Here is a 19,544-nt window from a genome sequence, read left to right as displayed (position 1 = left end):
TATAACAATCATAAATACTATTAAAATTTTGATAGTTTTTATATAAGCTCTATGTAAAAGCTAAATCGTTTTTAATAAATTTGTAAAAACCCGCCGATTACTGACGGGTTTTATGTATTTTACAGTGCCTTGATATCTCCGCCGATAACTCTTAGTCCCATGCTGTCAAATATCGCTTTTATGCCGCCAACTTCTATCACAACACTTGCGCCATTTATGGTTACTTTGGTGCTGCCTACTTGGTGGATGATCTCATTTTTAGCATTAACCTCGTATGTCGTCTCGATCTCGCTATACTTTGAGTCTGCCATCTCGGTGTGCTGCGCGGCTGTTTTTGTTGTGAAATTCGACTTAGCATTTATGTCGATGTAGTTGTTTGCCTGAAGCACGATATGCTCGTTACTAAACTCATTTATGCCCTTTTGAGAATTTAGCTTGTAGCTACCATCTATGTTTTGCTCTTTGGTGCCTTTTATCTCTTTAGTCTCATCGTTGTGTATGGTTGTGTTGAGGTTTGATTTTATCTCGACAAATTTATCATTGCCGACAAACTCGTGTCTATCTTGACCAACTCTAGTTGTATCATCAACAGCTACATTTAGTGTATTTGAGACGCCTACTACCGTATCTTTTGAAAGACCAACTGTCGTTAGATATTCACCACCGACATTTACGTTTTTAGCAAGATCTATCGTTTGGATGTGTGCTTTTTTGACCCTTTCAGTGTAGCTACCATGCACTTGAGAGCTTTTGTCGTTTAGTATCGTTTGAGAAAAATCGTTATTTACTAACTCGTCGTAGTCTTTCTCGGCTTTTACATAAATTTGCTCTTTGTTTTTTAAGTTTGACAAAGTGATCTCGTTTATGCCAGTCTCGTTTGCACCGATCGTTTTTGAGCTAAGCGATGTTTGGTGGTAGTTATTATCTACATTTACTAGTGGCATATTTGAGGCATTATAGAGGCTACCGCTTACCACTGGGTTATCTATGTCGTTTTGCAAAAATGAGATGATCACCTCATCGCCGACCCTAGGTATCGCAAAGAAGCCAGAGCTGTTGCTTGCGATAGGTGTGATCACTCTTAGATAGGCACTTTTATGATAGCTTGCGTTTATGGTGTCGTCTTTATCTATCTGCTCTTGCGTGCTAAAGGCGTTTAGTCTTACCTTTACTCTGCCGTAACTATCCGTATGGATGGTGTTTGTTTGGCTATTTAGCCCATCTTGTCCTACGACAAGGCCTAGAGTGATGTCAGGCGCTTTTGGCTTTTGTTTATAGCTTGGCACAAATTTCACGCTGCTTGGGATGATGCTTAGTTCATTTGTATATGAGCTTATAAATTTCTTATCTTTTAAAGGGACATTGTCACCTAAATTTAGAGTATTTTCTAAGACACTTTCGTCTATATAAGTGTGTTTTATAGCTATTATTTTAAACTCATACTCGCCGCTACTTTGATCTATGGCGACTGAGATATTGTCGTTTAAATTTAGAGCAAAGACATTTGAACTAGCGACAAATTCTTTCAAAAGCATATCGCTTCTTAGCTTTTTAAGATAGGTGCTGACCTCAAGCAACCTCGTATCACTAAATGAATACTCATCTAAATTTATATGCTTATCATAGATATTTACCTGCTCGTCAAATATCTTCTCATTTTTGCTCTCTAGCACGTTTGGATAGGCTGTGTTTTGAAATGAGTGGGTGAAGCTGTTTGCTTTTAGAGTTTCGCTCTTTGTGATTTTATTTATGTGTTCGCTTGCGAGATTGTTATTTAAATTTACATTAAAGCTTACTTTTTTAGCCTCTTTACCTTTGCTCGGTTCGCTTTGCGTTAGACCTTTAGCTTGGTTGCTATAAGCTAGGATAAAGGTATCATGAAAGTAAATTTTCTCATTATCTTCATAAAAATATATACCACTATCATGGCAAAGTCTTGTTATAAAGGCTAGGTCACTTTCGTTGTACTGCGCTATAAATTCTTTTTTATTGTAGCTATTTTTGATATTTGAGAAGTCTAGCTCTTTGGTTAGCCTTTGCTTGTTAAAAGACAAAATTTCTTTTACTACTTCAAGCACGCTTTGGTCTGTGTAAATTCTATTTGCTCTATTTATACTTAGTCTATATAGCGAAGATGTGAGTTTAAATTTGAAGAAATATTTTTTGTCTATATTTGTACTGCTATCGTCATCAACGCCTAGATACTCGACATCGCTTACTATGCCGCTAAAGTAGATATAGTCGCTGCCATTATTGCTTGGGATGATACTTTTGTTTGTAGAAGATGGTCTCTTTATGCTTAGCTTCATGCCTTTATCAAGGTACCTATATATACCAGTTTGAGCGTTATCATTATATATGCTCTCTAAATTTTCATAAAGCGGGTTTTTGACTAAATTTATATAGGCAAAGCACTCTATGCTAAATATATCTTCTAAACTCTCATTTATATCAGCCCTTGTGACTATAAATTTATCGTTTGCTATCTGAAGAGTAGAGAAGGCATCGTTAGATATGCCGTAGTCTACAAAGCCGTCTGTCGCCACCGAGTTGCCAGATGCTAGCATGACTGGCTTAGTTAGTGATGATGTTGGTGATGTTATGTTTTTGTCCATTTGTTGCTCTTTCAATCTTTTTTCGTTTTCTTCTTCTTGTAATCTTTTTTCAAATTCTTTAATATCAGCATCGGTAATTTTATATACCGATTTTGTTTCCTCTAATATTCCTTTATCTTTAATTTCCTTGTAAATTCTAAATTTTCTTTCTTCATCATTATCAACTCCTGTTTTAGCCACTTCTGTTACAACATCAAAAATTTTTCCTACTATTGGTGGTTTAGGATAAAAACTATTGAAATCATCCATAACTTTTTTAGCTTTATTTGCTGTAGTTTCATCGTCAATTTCTATTGGATTAGAAATTTTATCTTTTATATCTAGTTTCTTCTTGCTTATATTAAATAAATCCATTATTTATTCTCTCTTTTTAACAATTCTAATAAATCTTTTTCATCATTTACAAGCATTAATACTTTCTGTAAAAGGATATAGCCTTTTGGATCTTGTCCATGTTCTAGGAGTTTTTTTATTAGCTTAAATTTCTCTTCTTTAAATTCTTTATATTTTTGAGTTTTTATAAATTCTAGTAGCTCAGGACTTGGCGACTGCCCTTCTAGCTTAACGCCATTTTCTTCAAAAAAAAGCAAAAAGTCTAATCCTATTGAGCCAGCTAACCACGCATTAGGTACCGCACCTTTTTCTAAAAGTTTGTCAATGCTTTTTGGTTTATTTGCACTATAAGCAAATTCTAACAAGCTAGCTTTCATCGTTAAATTTGGTAAATTTATACCAGCATTAGCATCACATCCGAGATCATCTATGTAGTATTTTATATACTTAGCCGTTTCAACATCACTTAAATTTTTATTATAAATAAGTCCAAACATATCCGTGCAATTTGCTTCGTGTGAATATAAAGATGTTATGAGAAATATGATTATTGCTAATTGTCTCATTGTGCTAGTTCCTTTTTATTCCCATTATTTAATAAATTCTCTAAATCTTTTTCATCATTTATATATTCTAATGTCTCAAGCAAATATTTAAATAGATCCAATTTAGCTCCATTATCTAATATTTTTTTGATTAAAGTCATTTTTTCTTCTTTATATCTTTTATATTGCTCTGTTTCTAGAAATTCTAAAGACTTTAAAGTATTCGGTGTTTTCTTAGACACTGAAATGCCATTTTTTGCCAAATAAATTATATAATCTGAAATTATTTCACCGATTAATTCTCTTGTTATAGTAGGTTTTTTAGACAAAATATAATCAAAAGTTTTTGGCTTATCAACTACATAAGAAAGATACAATAAATCAATCCAAGTGGATGTCAGTTTTGTTGATTTTACACCGATATCTGGGCTACATTTAAAATCTTCTATATATGTTTTCATATACATTGCTGTTTTTTCATCGCTTATATCTTTGTTTGCTACAATGTTTAATGAATTTACGCATCCAAGATAATGTAAATTGATGATTGCTATATTAATAATAAATGAAATCAATATGCTCATTTATTATCCTTTTTATATTGCTCTAGCAACCTATCTAAATCTTTTTCATCTCCTACTATCTTTAATATAACTCTCAAATAACCATAATAATAAGGATCTTGCCCATGATCTAATAGTTTTTTGATTAATTTAAATTTCTCTTCTTTAAATTCTTTATATTTCGGTGTTTTTATAAATTCTAATAGCTCAGGGCTTGCTTTTTTGTCTTTTATGCCATCGCTATTTTCTCTAAAAAAGACTAGGAATTCTGTTGCTATAATTGCAGTTAGCCATTTATCTGGCGTAATATCTTTATTCAAAAGTAAGTCAAACGTTTTAGTCTTATTATTTTCATAAGCAACATCTAGTAAATTGGAGCCATCATTAGCGAAACTTGGGACTATATTAGCATCACACCCAAGCTCATCTATGTAATATTCTATACATTTAGCAGTATTTTCATCGGTTGTATTTTTATCAAATATCACAGCAAACATATTTAAACAATTTGCTTCATGTGAATATAAAGATGTTATGAGAAATATGATTATTGCTAATTGCCTCATTGTGCTAATTCCCTTTTAGATCTATCATTTAATAAATTCTCTAAATCTTTTTCATCATTTATAATTTTCAGAATAATCTTTAAAACTTTATAATCTTTCGGATCTTGACCATGTTCTAAAAGCTTTTTGATTAGCTTAAATTTCTCTTCTTTAAATTCTTTATATTTTTGAGTTTTTATAAATTCTAGTAGCTCAGGGCTTACTTTTTTGTTGTCTATACCGACACCATTTTCTCTAAAGAAAAATGCAAAGCTCATACCTATAGACGTTGCTAAGCTTGCATTAGCGGCTGTACCTTTTGCCAAAAGAGTATCAAAAGTTTTTGTTTTATTTGTATCATAAGCATACTCTAATAAATTTGGTCTTATTGAAAGATCTGGAATTTCAATAGTCATATTAGCATCGCATCCAAGATCATCTATGTAGTATTTTATATACTTAGCCGTTTCAATATCGCTTAAATTTTTATTATAAATGAGTCCAAACATATCCGTACAGTTTGCTTCGTGTGAATATAAAGATGTTATGAGAAATATGATCATAGCTAAGTGTTTCATATCGCATTTCACATATCATGGTGTTTTAAAAGATAATGATAAAAAGGGCTCATTTGTGTCCTTCCAACGAGAAGATTGATATCCCTAGGGAGGATCCCTAGGTTATTTTTTAAGCTTTTTTAGTAGCTTCTCTCCAGTCATCGCTTCCGCTTGTACCTGCAGCTACGTGCTCCCAAACTATCTTTCTATAGTTCATTGAAACTTTAAAAAGCTCAGTTTTGTCGCTATTTAGCTTATCTTGAGCATTTGGGCTTACTAGAGTGATATCTGTTATAGTTGCATCTTCTAGTTTTGTAGTAAAGAAGTGCTCAGCGCCACCGCTAGTTGATGTTCTATACCAGTGGATCTCAACCTCTGGAAGTCTCTCACCTTGAGTTAATGCGTTGTAAAGAAGTGGAACAGCTTTGTTTAAAGATGTTGTAAAGCTAAATGGCTTATGTACTCTTTGTCCTGATGGTTGGCCACTTTGTGGATCTACTGGAACAGTTACAATGTGAGAAACCTCTTGTGCCATGATCTCATCTTCGTGACCTGATTGATAGCGATTACCGATACTAGCTTCTGTTGAAGCACCACTTGAGATAAGTCCTTGAGTAGAACCTTTCACCTTAATATACACTGGTTGTGACATATTTACTCCTATTAAAAAATTTGGTTATTTTAACTTTTATTAACTTTCTATTTTATTAAAAACATTACTTTTTTAACATATAGCTTTCAAGTGCTTTATGCAATAAATAATTAAACGCCTCTTTATCTTCTCTGGTGCTTTTTGTTACAGCACCAGAGAGATACTTGAAAAATGAATTATTCTCGACTATATCGTACATTTGACTATATAGCTCTTTGCATATAAGCTTAAGCAAAACAGCATTAACAAGCGTCGTGTTGTCGCTTAGAGGCAGCGTTTTTATAATAGTTTCCATATCTTTTGTATTTAACGTCCTGCTCTGCTCGCTTATAGGGCTCATGTTTGGCTGCACTTTTATGCTCTCAACCAAATTCATCAAAAGCTCATCCATACTCTTTGCTGTTAGCATCCTTTGACTATTTATATCTTCTTCATCGAAATTTTGAGCGCTCTCATTTAAATTTAAAGGCACATCATTAACATTCTCATTTAAAGTGATATCTTTTTCTTCATCTATGAGAGAATTTATCTTTGGCTCTTCTTTAAAATCAACATTTGAGATTTTTCCAACTGGCTCAAATTCTTTATTATCAAGCTCATCAAAGTTTTTGGTATTTTCTATGATCTTGTGAGCTTTACCGACATATTCGTCTATCCTAGAAGGATCTATAAATATAAATTTAAGCTCGCCTATCCTAAAAATATCTCCTGGATTTATCACGCTTTCATAATCATCAGGCAACTTCGAATAAGAATCGCTATAAAATATCTCGCATCCTTCGTATCCGCAAATGGTAAAAACACCCTCTTCAAAGCCTATATGAGCGTGCTTTGAAGCTATAGAGCCACTTGTATCGCTGCACGGAAATTTAACCGTATCTAGCGAGCCTATGTCTCCGCCGTTTTCATCAAAAATGACATACTGCGCCAAAAAGCTCGAAGCTTTATCGAAATTTTGTATAACCGCTGCTATCTCTTGCATATCTTTTCCTTAATAAAGCATCTTTCTTGGTAAATCAATAGTTGGTATGATATTCATAAGCTCCAAAAGCTCTCCACCATTTGGAGTAACTTCAAAGCCAAAATATGACTCTTTTTTACCATCAAAGTTAAGCGTGCTAACGCCAATGCTACTGAAATTTGAAGCCTTTAAGAGCTTGTACCAGCCCCACTCACCATCAAAGCTGATCTCTTTTTTGTCGCTACCTGCATTTGAAACTGCATTAAATTTAAACTGTGTTGAGATATCAAAGCTTTTACTTGAGACAAGTAAATTTGATGGGATAGTATGATCATACGCCAAAGAGTTATTTCCGTAGCCTATATTTATGTGGCTGAAATTTGCCGATAGATCAACTGCTTTTAAGTTATAGTTTAGTTTTAGCTCATCATTTGAGTCAAGCATCAAATTTGAAATTCTATCGATATAAGCGATATTTTCAAGGAAACTTTTATTAAATCTTAGCTCTTTTGCATATTTTGGTCTTACTTTGTAGCCACTGCCAGTTTTGCTTAAAATTTGTTTTAGATATTTATCATAAAAGCTATTCCAAGTTCCATCTTTGCCAAAAAATCTCTTAAATTCTTCGATACTAACAGCTTTTGCTGAGTTTTCATTAAATGGATAATAAGGTTTTATAAGACTTTCAAAGTCATCAAGAACATCATCTTTATAAGCTGTTGCTAAAAGCGATGAAGCTCCGTTTTCTACCTGTTTCCAAGCAAGCTTTGATAGCTTTTGATAGTACTCATTTAGCTCATCTGGAAGCTTTTTAGCGTCATTGTTTAGCACGATAAATGGATCATTCTCATTTTTTATGCCATTTATCGCATAAACGATCTTATCGTCACTGCTTTGAAGCATCTCAAAGTTATAGTCGCTAACTTTTTTATATACATTTGTGACGTCATTGCTGATAAGATCTAGCGATCCGTCAGAATTTAGCGCATGATAGTTTGTAAATTTAGTGCTAAAGTCTGTAAATACACGTTTTATCTCGCTTGAAGCAAACCCTAGAGAGTAGATGTATTTTAGCAAATTTTCATCATTTAAATTTGTATTTTGATTAGTTAATTTTATAAGAGAATTTAGTGGGTTTTCTCTTTTTGACAAAATTTCAAGTTCATCTATGACCTCTTTTTTAGTAGCAAATTCATTTGGCTCGATCGCTCTTAAAATTTGGTTCCATTTATCAGCATAGTTTTGCAAGTAAAGCTCTACAACTGCGATACTTAGCTCTTTTTTCTCATTTGAGCTGATATCTTTTAAAGATGAGTTGGTATCCATCAGCCATGACTCTATGCCTGCAGTCTCATCGATGTTTGAGCTAAGTTTTGCCAAGAAGTCTCTTAAATTTTCTTTTGTATAAATTTTATTAAATGGATTAAACGCCTCTTTTTCTTGAACTACTTGGTTTAAATTTTCAACCTCTTTTTTGATATCGTAGAATGATTTTTCATCTTTAAATGAGATAAACTCAAGTATCGAGTAGAGCCTTTTTGCTCTTTGAACAGGTGTTAGTTTAGTATTTGCAGCACTTTGGGCGCTCTGATCTGCTGAAATGCTTAAATTTTTAGCATTTAAAATAGCTTCGATGTGTGCTAAAAACTCGTCCTTAGCAACGCCATATTTTTCAAATTTATCCCAGTTTGCAGCTATCCAAATTTTAAATAGATCTACGTTTGTATAGTTTTTATCAAAAAGTGAATCATACATATAAAAGGCTTTTATAAGCTTATCTGGGTCGCTCTCTGTTTTTAGGATATTTTCCATCTCAGTTAAAACTGTATTTTTGAAAAAGTCAGCGCTAAGGTCATAATAAAGCGCTTTAACAGGTGCAAAACCCTTATAAGAGGTATCAAGGGTGATGTACTCAAATTTAGTATCACCGCTAAAGATCCTTGGATAGTCGTTTAGACTTTGTTTTAGCAGATTTAAAAGCTTGATCTTTTGTGTAGCGGTAAGGTCTTTATACTTTTTGTTATCAAGATAGTTAGAAATTTTATCTACGTTGTTAGCCGCAATTTGCTCTTTTGTATTTTTGATATTTAAAATATAACTAGAGCCAAAATAAACTCCCACACAAAGTGCAGCCACTAGGGCGAAATTTATAAATTTAATAAATCTATTTTGAGCGCCAAATTTAGTTACATTTGCTTTAAAAGCGATCTCTTTTAAAAATGATTTTACAAAGTAGCTTTGTTTGCTGTAATTATTTACCGCTCTAAGAAGTGGTTTTTTGATGCTATATTTATCACAAATTGTATTTGTAAGGTAGTTTATAGGGATATTTTCTTGATATGCACTTACAAAATAAACTCCGTTTATAACAGATGTGTTTTTAAGAGCATTTTGAGAGCTTAGCTTTGTAACAAAGTCTTTTACCAGCACGAAGAAATTTTCAAGCTGTTTTAAGAACAAATATGAGCGTTTTTTATCTTCTAGCATGTGCGAGATCGAGTTTTTGCTCATTAGGTGTTTAAATAGTGAGTCGCTTAAGCCCTTAAGCTCCGTCTCAAGTGTTTGGGCGGTGAAATTTGAGTCTAAATTTATACCAAGAGCTTTATTTGCCACGTCTTCATTAAATAATTTGAAATAATCACCCATACCATCTATAAGATCAAGCTTGCTAAAGACTACGTAAATAGGAAATTTAATACCAAGGTGCTTCTCGCAGTCATTTATCCTCTTTACCATATATCTTATAAGCTCGTCAAAATACTCTTGAGTGCCTTCTAGGAATTTTTTAGTATCGATGATAAGCACGGCGCCGCTTAGCCTTGAGTTAAAGTCATTTCTCTTTAAAAAGTGTAAAAACTCGTTCCAAACGCCTTTTTTAAGTAGATAGTCTCTGTTTTTCTCTACATCATCTTCAGGAAGCTCCTCTGTTGCAGTTGGCTGATAGAGGCTCTCTTGCGCAAAATGAATGCCCTCAGTATCTAATAGTGCTCCAAATTTTGATACATAAAGGTTAAAATTTGTCGTACTTTGGTGTATCTTTTTATAAGTATCTAGGCTATCAGATAGAGGAAATTCGATATTTGAATAGTTTATAAAAGCACTTTTGCCAGCGCCCTCGTTGCCTATTATCATTATTAATGGCAATTTTTTGAAATTTATATCTTTCTTCCAAGTCGTTTTGGCGTCTTTTAGCGAAAGTAAGAAATTTCTCTTTGCCTTGCCAAAACTATCCAATGACTCTTTTTTGATCTCTTTTAGTTTGTCGTTTTTATCATCTTTGCGTGATGCAAAATAGTTCATCAGCGGTCTAAGCAAGACAAAAAACAATATAACTGCCCAAAAAGCAACCAGCACGCTAACTCGTGAGCTGACACTAGCAAAGCTGTATATATCGTTAAATGCTACAAGCGGGGCATAGAGCCAAAACAAAACACTAAGAGCGATAGAAGTTACTAAAACAACACTGTGTTTAAACCTAAAAAATGTGAAAAATCTGCGTAAGTAGTCGATAAATGCCATAGCTGCAAATCCTTTTACAAATAAATATATTTCTTTTATGTAATTATATCAGATTTTTTTGATTTTGTAGTTAAATTTTATGAACAAAGTCTAAATTTTATAAAATTTGACATTTTTTTATCATTCTTAAGCCTTGAACCAAAGCCGATTTGACTACTTGTATATTTTGACCCGAGCTTAAACTGCATCTTGTGAGAGTAATTTATCTTCAAATATAAATCAGAAACAAATTCATCATTAGTAAAATAAGAAAGAGTCTCTTGAAGCTCTTTAAATTTATCTTTTTTGGGGAAGAAATTCACAGCCTCTTCGTACTCTATGCCGTTTATAAAGACTGCGATCTTAGTTTGTTTTTCAAAAAGCTTTTTGCCAAGGATGAAATTTTTACCAAGTGTCCTATTTTTATGGCCTAAAGAGTTTAAATTTGATGGAGCTATGAAAATTTGATTTGGTAAATTTTCAAGTATAAAAAGCTTGTCTTTTAGCCCAAAATGGCTCTGAAGCGCAAATTCAACCTCTTTTTTTGGCCTTCTTTGGCTAACTGCAAGTGGCGAAAATGGCAGAAATTTCTTTGCCAGCTGCTTTTCTTTTATGTTAAGCATATCAAGTAAGATCTTTGAAATTTTATCATCAAGCTCATCTTCAAAGGATCTTGCGTAGTTTTTCAGGCTAATGCTGTCAAAGAATAGCCAAAGCAAGTAGTTGTCAAAAAAATCAAAAAATAGCTCATAGCTATTGTCATTAGTCTTTGAAATTTTCTCTAAAATGTAGCTTGTTAGGTGCGAGCCGCTTCCTAAAAGACCCATAAAATTTACAATTATCTTTGTAAGCTCCTGCTCATCTAAGCTCTCAAGCTCTTTGATCGGATAGGCAAAACTCGAGCTATTTTTTAAAAATATCTCGCTCCTATCCCTATTTTTTAGGATATTCTTTATCAGTTTAAAAAAAGAAGCTTGGCTTATCTCTTCGCTCATACTAGCTCTTTCGTGCCGCTTAAAAACCCATAATCAAATAAAATTTTACTCTTTACGCACTTTATCTTAAGCTCGCAAAATGAGTTGATAGAAGCAAATTTTGATAAAAACTTAGCCAAATTTATACCTAAAACATAGACATTTCCAAGGCTTTCAAACTCGCTCTCATCTATATAAAATATACAAAGCACTCCTCTTTTTGCAAAGCCGCCATCGACCCTATGTATCTGTTTTGTCTTTATCTCATGAAGTGAGCTAGAAAATTTCTTCAAAAACTCATCATCAGGTAGCATAAAGGCATTAAGCAGTGCTAGAAAAGAGCCTTTGTTTAGTATGCTTTGATAGCTAAATGACAAGATACTAACTAGCCTCCAGAGTAAATTTCCATCTACATTTACACGTTTTACGCTAGTTGGGATAGTTAAATTTTTAGTTACTACACCTTGGTGATTTTGGATTTTGTTTATCTCGCCAAGTTTTAGATTTGTTGGTAGATCGCCGTTGCAGCAAAGCGTCTCGATGCTCACGGTCTGCTCTTTGGTGTCATTTTTAAAAAATGAAATTTCTTTGTAAGAGTTTAGCTTCATATCTATTTTGTTGCTTACAAAGTAATAATCCTTTGATCTTTGGCTATTTAAAAACTCAAACCTCTCAAAGCTTTTGTAGTTTTTAAGTATCCTTTTTTCATTATTGCTGCTGTGAGCGACGACCTTTGTGATAGATACTATCTCGTAAGCATTTATGTTTGAGCGGTCTATGAAAATTCTATACTCGCTGCGTTTGTTGTTATTTTGTATAGGCTCAGCGCCTTTTGCAAACAAATTTATCGCTGGCGTGGCAAAGAGAGAAAAATACTCTAGCCTTGGCACATAGCCATTTGGCATATCTTTTGAAAAGACAAATTTGATGTTAAAGCTTTTTGTGTCAAATCTTTTTAAAAAACCAAGTCCATTTATACGGATGAAATTTAGTTTAGATGAAAAATATGAAAGCTCTTTTATAAGCTCAAATGCCTCAAAACCAAACTCATCGCTCTTTATCAAAGCTTCATCAAATTCATCCAAGCTAAGCTTATCAGCTCCAAGTTTTATCTCCTCATCGCTATCCTCAAAGCTTATGACTATAAATTTTAAGTAGTTTTTTAGCCACATCAAAAGAGTTGAAGAGAAGTATATGTTATCGCCAAGATATAAATTTAAAAAGTCTATATCAAGCTCTTTGGTACTAAGTTCATCTTTGGTGATAGATATGTTTAAATTTAAAAGATAGTCACTTTTGTTGTTTGACATGAAAGCTTTTGATATCTTTAAAGGAAGCAAATTTACGTCATATATCGTCTGAAATTTACAAGCCACGCCGTTTATTGGTTTTGACTCTATGATGCTGCCCTTTGGTATAAATTCTTTTTTTTCTGAAAAGTCATCTCTTAGAGCAAATTCTTGCATGCAAACTGAGGGAAAAGGATTTGTGTAGCTTGGCATTAAGATATTTATCAAAGACTCAGCTATTAAGGGGATATTTTCATCTAGCTCTTGTCTAATCCTTGATGTCAAAATAGCCATATTTTCTATGATACTCTCAACATCAGGATCTTTGCTCTTAGTATCTAAAAATGGTGCAACTTTAGGGAAATTCTTTATAAAAAGTGCTCTTGTTTCATCAAGATACGCCATCTCTTTTTGAAAATAAGCTAAATTATTTTCATTATAATCCATTATAAAATCTCACAATATCTATTGTTCTTAAAAATAACCTTTAGCAAATACTCTTTGAAATTGTCGTTTTTATGCTTATAGTTTATGTTAAAGATGATACGCCAAGGCTTTAGCGAGTCATCATAGCCGATAGAAGTTATCTCTATTCTATTTTCGTTTGAGGTGATTAGCTCATATATCGCCATACCAAGTCTATGGCCAAGCTCGTTTATCTCGACCCCAACCGACCAAAGATCGATGATACTATCATTTAAACGGCCGTAGTTTCCAAGCCTTGAATTTAAGATAGTATCGATATGATCTTTGATGTCGCTGTCTAGGTCTTTGAAGTAGGGACGAAATTTTGACTCATCACTAAATTCATATAAAATTTTATCTATCAGCGACATGCTTAAATTTACTCTTTATCCAGCTTACCAACCAAAGAAAGCTCGAAATTTGCCCCCATAAATTTAAAGTGAGGTCTAGCTAGAAGCTCTATCTTGTACCAGCCTGGCTCGCCAGCTATATCGCTAACGATGACTTTTGCGCTTCTAAATGGTCTTCTGCTTCTTACATCAGCTGGTGGATTTTCCTGGTCTGAGATGTACTGTCTTAGCCACTCATTTAAGCCACGTTCAACGTCACTGCGCTCTTTCCAAGTACCGATCTCTTCTCTTTGAAGTACTTTTAGATAGTGAGCCAAACGAGAGATCAAAAATACATATGGAAGCTGTGTGCCAAGTCTAAAATTTGTCTCGGCAGCTTTACCTTCTGGAGTATTTGGGAAAACTTTAGGTTTTAGCACTGAGTTTGCAGAGAAAAATGCTGCGTTGTTGCTATCACGTCTTAGCGTAAGCGTGATAAAGCCATTTTCTGCAAGCTCAAATTCTCTTCTATCTGTGATCAAGACTTCGGTTGGAATTTTTGTCTGAACGCTTCCGTAGTTTTCATAAGTGTAAGTTGGTAGGTCTTTTACAGCGCCACCACCTTTTGGTCCGATGATGTTTCCGCACCATCTATAGTCCGCAAAACTCTCTGTAAGTCTTGTAGCAAACGCATAAGCGCCGTTGCCCCAAAGCATATCATCGTGCTTATCAACGCTTTCGCGGTAGTTAAAGCTTTTTATAGGGTTATCTTCTGGGATATATGGAGATCTGGTAAGAAATCTATTTACCATACAACCTGTATATTTTGCATCTTCGTTCTCTCTAAAAGTTCTCCATCTTGTGTATTGAGGACCTTCAAGTAGGCTCTTTAGATCTTTTATGTTTTCAAGCTCGCCAAAGTTATCAAGTCCGAAGAATTTAGAAGATAGCGAAGTTAGAAGCGGAGAGTGGCTCATCGCTGCGATTGATGACATTTTGTTTAAGAAAGTCATGTCTTGATTTGACTTATCTAGCTCATAATCAGCAACTATCGCGCCAACTGGCTCACCACCAAATTGGCCATACTCAGCTGAGTAAATTTGCTTATAAAGTGTGCTTTGAGTTATATCTAGGTTGTTTTCAAAGTCGTCTAAAATTTCTTCTTTTGTTGCATCTAAAAGATCGATCTTTACGTTTTCGTTGAAATTTGTTCTCTCAACTAAAAATCTAATGCCACGCCAAGTAGATTCTAGCTCTTGAAAAGATTTATTGTGTAAAATTTCATCCATCTGAGCTGATAAAAGCGTGTCTATATGAGCTATCATCTCATCAAGTGCAAGCTTATTTATCTTCTCTTCAGCGTTGTTTGTTGTGATGATATTTGAGATAAACTCAGCAACTCCTTGCTTTACTACGCTATAACTTTCATCCTCTTTTGTATATTTGCTCCTTTGCATTATGCTTTCAATGATAGGAGTTTTTACTTTAGTTTCAGACATCTTTATTCCTTATCTTTTTCGTCTTTAAGCTCTAAAAGAAGCTGTTTTCTACTATCTTCATCCTTAATAGCCTCTAAAACTGCTTTTCTAAAATCAGGCATATTGCCCATAGGTCCTTTTAACGCAACTAAAGCTTTTCTAAGCTGCAATAGCTTTTTTAGCTCAGGGACTTGATTGATGATATTGTCTGGATTGAAGTCTTGAATGCTTTCGAAATTAAGATCGATATTTAGATCTTCGCTACCAGAATTTAGTCTATTTTTCACTGAAAATTCAGTATGAATGTCTAAACTTTTCATAACTTGATCGAAATTTATCTTATTTATAGAGACAACTTCGCGATCTTCAAGTGGAGTTTGGTTTTCACCGGTTAAATTTGAAACTACCATCAGCTTTAATGGAAGCTCGACATCTGCTTCTTGGTTGTTTGTTTTGGTTCTATAAACAATGTTTATACGTTCTTTTGGTGGGATTGAATTCTCTGCCATAATAACATCCTTTTTTTGAGTAAATGATTTAAGAATTATAATTAAATAAAATTAAAGAAGTTTTAAAAAAACATATTTTATCACAAAAATGTTTTTGCTTTTATATAAATATCTGACAAATAATCCTTAAGCTCAGTGTTTTCTATAAATTTAACTATTTGCGAATATACAACTTTTGCATTGTTGTCCATGCCTTGGCTTGTAAAAATTTTAGAAAGCTCTAATAAAAAGCTAAGCTCACTTTGCGAATTTGTTGTATATTTGCTTCTATCAAGGGCTTTTATCAGCTCTTCAAAGCTCATATCTTTTTTCATTTCGTCACTAGAGATAAAATTTGCACTCTCTTTTTTACTAAAAAATTTAGCACTCTCTTCACTGAAAAATGCCTCTTCGCTTTGAAATTTAAGCTTTTTCATATCTGAAAATTTTTCTATGAAATTTAAAGTCATACTAGAAACTAGCTCGCTTTGCTCGCTTAGTCCAGATGATCTTAAAAACTCACAAAATATCCTAACACCATCTATCCAAAATGGATTAAGAGCTAAATTTCTTATAAATTTCTCTAAATTACCAAGGTTTGCTTCTTTCATATTTTTAAAAAGTAAGATCAAATTTTCATCAGGATAGCGTATCTGCGTCACTTGCTCGCTGCTAACTGGCAAAGCCTTGATCCTGCCCCACATCGCCTCAAAAATAAGCGAGTAGGCGGTCAAATTTTTTATATCATTTTTTAAAAGCGAAATTGATAAATTTACAAAATACTCTCTAAACTCTCTATCACTAAATGTACTAATATCGCTACTGCCAAAAGAGACACTTTGTGAGTAGCTTGGCTCAGTCTTTTGCGGTTGCTGCTTTGGCTCCTCTACTTTTTGAGTTTGCTCACTTTTTTCTTCTATATAAAGCGTGTCAAAGTGCGTGCTAAGCTCACGTGAGAGCTCAGGTACAAGCTCATTAAAAGCTCTTGCATCCGCTTCGTCTAAATTTAAGCCCTCCCTATGGGCTTGCGTAAAAAGCTCTATCGTTTGGGCAAATATCTTTTTTTTAGCAGGCACTTGCTTTTCATTTTTGGCTAATAAACTTGGCTCTTGTTTTAGGGTAGTTAGAAAAAATGAAAAAGCACTGATTAAACTTTTAAAAGCATCTTTGTCGTTTAAATTTATAGCAGAGATCGCTAAGAAATTTAAAAGCTTTACATCGAGGCTAAATTCGCTTAATGCCTTTAAAGACGAGCTAAAAACAAAGTCCCATTTTATCGTATCGTGAGTCAAAGTCTTATACTTTGACATCTCGTCTATAAGGCTGATGTAGAGTTCGTTTTCTGAAAAGTTTTCGCTAAATTTGTTGAAAAACTTATCTTGCACTTACTTTTTGTCCATAAAATTTTCTATTTTATTGTTTAGAACGCTGTCGTTTTTAACGTTGTTTTGATCCATCGAGTAGGTGCTATATAAAAACGCAGCCGCGATAGCTGCAAGCGCTATAAGGATAAAATAAAATTTCAAATGTCTTAGTGAAAATATCTCAAAAAAGCTTCTCTTTTTAGTTTTTAAATAGCTCTTTTCAAATACATTTTCATCAGCTTTGATAAGTGGTGAAACGGCTGAGGCTATATTTTCACAAAGGTATGAAATTTTCTCGTTGCAATCTTCCTGCGCTTCGTACTTGCCCTTGTAGCCAAGCACCAAACAAGCGTAGATAAACTCTAAAAAGTCCTTGTTTTTGCCAACGTTTTCAAACCATTTATCCATGATGCCAAAGAATTTGTTGCCACCTAAATTTTCGTTGAAAAATCTTGTTGTTAAGGTGTTGTTCGCCCAAAAACTGTTCATAAAAATTTCATTTTTAAGCAAGCTCTCATCGATGAAAACGCAAAGGCAATATCTAAGCCTAATGATGTCATCCTCTTCATAAATGCCCAAATTTGAGATCTTTGAAGTGGTGCTTAATATATCATTTATCAGCTTTTCACGTAAATTTTGCATCTCACTTTGTGAAAAATTTTGTAGTTTTGATACTCTGTTTGCCAAAAGAAGCAGTGGTAGCACGTGATCTAGGGCAGGATTTGCGCCAAGTCCTAGAAGCTTTGTCTGGCTTAAAACTGAAATGTCATTTTGATTTTCGCTCATTTTTTGTCCTTATAATAAAGCCCACATCTTAATGTCAGCGTTTGATAAATTTGCTGTTATATAGACGCTAATAACGCTTTGATTTGCGAAGCTTTTGAAAATTTCATCTTTTTTATCGATCTTGTAGTAGATATAGTCATTTAGCTTTGGCAATGTGCTAGGTATAGCTGAAATTTGCTCTACGTTTATGCCGCGAAGCTGCGATGAGACGATACTTTTGATGTTTGATTGGGTGTGGATTTTGCACTGCTCTTTGAAATTTTTAAGCAGGTACTCATTTTTTGTATCGCTATGGATAGCAAAGTAAATTTCTGAGTTTTCTATGATGCTTGGGTTATCAAAGACGCAGTCAAAAAAGCCGTGATTGTTTTTGACGATCTGTGCCATGACGTATTTTGGCGACAAGATATGCGAGAATAAAAGCCTAAGATTGTTTATTAACGGTACAAAAGTTTGACTTAAGTTGTTGTGATCATAAGCTATAAATTCGCTAAAACTATCATCGTGACTTAGGGCTAGCAGATCAGCTTGAAAATCAACTAGCTTTTCATATAGATACTCTGGATGAATTTTGTCTCTTTTGAAAAGATATGAGAATATCAAGTGCCATTTTTTCAGCATATTTAGCGTCAAATATGTTGAAATATCAAGCCTATTTTTCGCCTGATCTATGCCACCTAAAAGCCCAGTATAGCTCTCTTGGTGCTGCTTTGTAGCAAAGCTAAACTCATCTATAAAGCTAGTGATGAAAGAATTTTTACTGATATCGATGCAGGTTGGGATAAATTTCTCATCAAGCGTTATTTGCTTGTTGAGGTCAATGTTTTTTATCCTGCAAATAGGCACGCTAAGCTCATAAGGCGTCTTTGAGCCAAGCACTCCTAGAGCCGATCTTTGGCTTGCTAGGATCAAATTTTCTTTATCCTGCGTAAAAGCAGACGAAAGCTCAAAGTCGTCTTTGTCATCTAGCTCGTTCAAGATATCGTTGCTAGCTTCATCATGCACTCTTGAGCTAATGAGCGCTTGTTTAGCTGTAAATTTTAGATTTGGCAGGTTGTTTTGCAAGCTAACATCAACAAGCCCTGAGCTAACTGGCAGCTTTAGCACTATGACAGCAGAATTTAGCTCGCTAGGGCTTATCTCAAGAGGCTCTGGTAGGTCGTCTTGATCTGGGGCGTTAAATATCGTACCATCTTGTGAGATGCAAGAAATTTTATTTAGCCCTATCTTGCCTTGAAGCAAAAGCTCGCTTGAAATTTCAAGCTCCAAAACTCCATATAAATTTGATAAAGACGAGATGGTTTTTAGATTTAAATTTCTCTCAAAATACCTCTCTTGCTGCTCGAAATGAACCTTATCAACATTCATTCCGTTGTACCAGACAACTTTTAGTTTATCAGACATTTTATTTGCTTGCTTGGATCTTAGAGCTGCTAGCGTCTATGGTATTTATGCCATTTTTAGTTATCTCAAAAACTATATTTTTCTCTTTTGCTTCTTTTGTTGATTTGTAAGCTTTGATATTTGTCTTGCTTTGATCAGCATAAAGCACCAAAATGCCTACGTATGGAACTTCGTCTGGATCGACATTTGTAAAAGCATATCTGTTTGTGTTTGGCTGAATTTGCGTTTTTATCGAGTCTATCTTGTCTTGACCAAGTATGTCACCATTTTTCTCAGCTAGATCAACTATGTTAGCTTGCTGAAATTTTGCCACATCTCTTAGTTTATAAGCGATGATAGTCACTGGAACGTTGTCACCGTGGTAGTTTAGGTTTGAATTTGGAGTGTTGCTTATGATAAGATCTTTTGCACATCCTGCGATAAATAGCATAAAAATTAAAGAACAAAGAAATTTAAACGTTTTCTTCATGGTTTCCTTTACCTCACGTTAATAATATTATTTTTATGTAATTCTATCTAAAGTTATTTTAGAAGAAACTTATTTTAAAATCAATATTCTTAAATAAAACTTTAATGAGCGTTAATCAATCCTTTATATTATGCTCTTTAGCTATCTTAACAGTAGGGTCACTATTAATAATAAACAAAGGAAATTTAATGAGTAAAGAAAATTTAATGGATAATACATATACGGTTAT

At 33.9% G+C, this 19,544-nt stretch carries 17 protein-coding genes; all 17 read right to left on the bottom strand.

Annotation, left to right across the window (positions count from 1 at the left end; translation table 11 throughout):
* Nucleotides 1-119: 119 nt before the first annotated feature.
* Complete coding sequence (locus tag F3G91_RS07610) at nucleotides 120-2,969, bottom strand: type VI secretion system Vgr family protein (protein ID WP_188116814.1); 2,850 nt, start codon at nucleotides 2,967-2,969, stop codon at nucleotides 120-122.
* Nucleotides 2,969-3,514, bottom strand: coding sequence for a hypothetical protein (locus F3G91_RS07605; RefSeq protein WP_223227844.1), 546 nt, complete (start codon nucleotides 3,512-3,514; stop codon nucleotides 2,969-2,971). Before F3G91_RS07605 ends, F3G91_RS07610 begins: the two co-directional genes overlap by 1 nt.
* Nucleotides 3,511-4,077: a hypothetical protein gene (locus F3G91_RS07600; RefSeq protein WP_103617780.1), complete on the bottom strand. Its 567-nt coding sequence runs from the start codon at nucleotides 4,075-4,077 to the stop codon at nucleotides 3,511-3,513. The genes F3G91_RS07605 and F3G91_RS07600 overlap by 4 nt, the downstream gene beginning before the upstream one ends.
* Entirely contained in the window at nucleotides 4,074-4,622 is a 549-nt protein-coding gene (locus F3G91_RS07595) for a hypothetical protein (RefSeq protein WP_223227843.1), read from the bottom strand. The genes F3G91_RS07600 and F3G91_RS07595 overlap by 4 nt, the downstream gene beginning before the upstream one ends.
* Entirely contained in the window at nucleotides 4,619-5,110 is a 492-nt protein-coding gene (locus tag F3G91_RS07590; RefSeq protein ID WP_223227842.1) for a hypothetical protein, read from the bottom strand. Before F3G91_RS07590 ends, F3G91_RS07595 begins: the two co-directional genes overlap by 4 nt.
* Nucleotides 5,111-5,288: 178 nt before the next feature.
* Nucleotides 5,289-5,810, bottom strand: a complete 522-nt coding sequence (locus tag F3G91_RS07585) for an Hcp family type VI secretion system effector (RefSeq protein WP_012001093.1) — start codon at nucleotides 5,808-5,810, stop codon at nucleotides 5,289-5,291.
* A gap of 64 nt (nucleotides 5,811-5,874) precedes the next feature.
* Nucleotides 5,875-6,792 carry a hypothetical protein gene (locus F3G91_RS07580; protein ID WP_103569546.1) on the bottom strand — a complete coding sequence of 306 codons (918 nt, stop codon included), beginning with the start codon at nucleotides 6,790-6,792 and terminating at the stop codon, nucleotides 5,875-5,877.
* Between the two features lie 9 nt (nucleotides 6,793-6,801).
* A complete protein-coding gene (gene tssM, locus F3G91_RS07575; RefSeq protein WP_149701174.1) occupies nucleotides 6,802-10,290 on the bottom strand; it encodes a type VI secretion system membrane subunit TssM in 3,489 nt (1,162 codons plus the stop codon).
* A 77-nt stretch (nucleotides 10,291-10,367) separates the two neighbouring features.
* On the bottom strand, nucleotides 10,368-11,264 hold the full coding sequence (locus F3G91_RS07570; protein WP_103617742.1) for a type VI secretion system baseplate subunit TssG: 897 nt from the start codon (nucleotides 11,262-11,264) through the stop codon (nucleotides 10,368-10,370).
* Complete coding sequence (gene tssF / locus F3G91_RS07565; RefSeq protein WP_103575933.1) at nucleotides 11,261-12,979, bottom strand: type VI secretion system baseplate subunit TssF; 1,719 nt, start codon at nucleotides 12,977-12,979, stop codon at nucleotides 11,261-11,263. Before tssF ends, F3G91_RS07570 begins: the two co-directional genes overlap by 4 nt.
* Nucleotides 12,979-13,368, bottom strand: a complete 390-nt coding sequence (locus F3G91_RS07560; protein ID WP_012001091.1) for a hypothetical protein — start codon at nucleotides 13,366-13,368, stop codon at nucleotides 12,979-12,981. The genes tssF and F3G91_RS07560 overlap by 1 nt, the downstream gene beginning before the upstream one ends.
* An 8-nt stretch (nucleotides 13,369-13,376) precedes the next feature.
* Nucleotides 13,377-14,825 carry a type VI secretion system contractile sheath large subunit gene (gene tssC, locus F3G91_RS07555; protein ID WP_103650061.1) on the bottom strand — a complete coding sequence of 483 codons (1,449 nt, stop codon included), beginning with the start codon at nucleotides 14,823-14,825 and terminating at the stop codon, nucleotides 13,377-13,379.
* A 2-nt stretch (nucleotides 14,826-14,827) separates the two neighbouring features.
* Nucleotides 14,828-15,313, bottom strand: coding sequence for a type VI secretion system contractile sheath small subunit (gene tssB, locus F3G91_RS07550; RefSeq protein ID WP_012001089.1), 486 nt, complete (start codon nucleotides 15,311-15,313; stop codon nucleotides 14,828-14,830).
* Between the two features lie 80 nt (nucleotides 15,314-15,393).
* The gene (locus F3G91_RS07545; RefSeq protein ID WP_149701173.1) at nucleotides 15,394-16,677 is read right to left on the bottom strand and encodes a type VI secretion system domain-containing protein; all 1,284 of its coding nucleotides are present in this window, start codon (nucleotides 16,675-16,677) and stop codon (nucleotides 15,394-15,396) included.
* On the bottom strand, nucleotides 16,678-17,442 hold the full coding sequence (icmH, locus tag F3G91_RS07540; RefSeq protein ID WP_021086306.1) for a type IVB secretion system protein IcmH/DotU: 765 nt from the start codon (nucleotides 17,440-17,442) through the stop codon (nucleotides 16,678-16,680). It lies immediately after the preceding gene.
* Nucleotides 17,443-17,451: 9 nt separating this feature from the next.
* Nucleotides 17,452-18,846 (bottom strand): type VI secretion system baseplate subunit TssK, encoded by a 1,395-nt coding sequence (gene tssK, locus F3G91_RS07535; protein ID WP_149701172.1) that lies wholly within the window; start codon nucleotides 18,844-18,846, stop codon nucleotides 17,452-17,454.
* A 1-nt stretch (nucleotide 18,847) separates the two neighbouring features.
* Complete coding sequence (gene tssJ, locus F3G91_RS07530) at nucleotides 18,848-19,315, bottom strand: type VI secretion system lipoprotein TssJ (protein WP_149701171.1); 468 nt, start codon at nucleotides 19,313-19,315, stop codon at nucleotides 18,848-18,850.
* Nucleotides 19,316-19,544: the final 229 nt, after the last annotated feature.

It is taken from the genome of Campylobacter concisus (genome assembly GCF_902460715.1).
Lineage (GTDB): Bacteria > Campylobacterota > Campylobacteria > Campylobacterales > Campylobacteraceae > Campylobacter_A > Campylobacter_A concisus_AK.
This window is presented reverse-complemented; position numbering and strand designations above follow the sequence as displayed.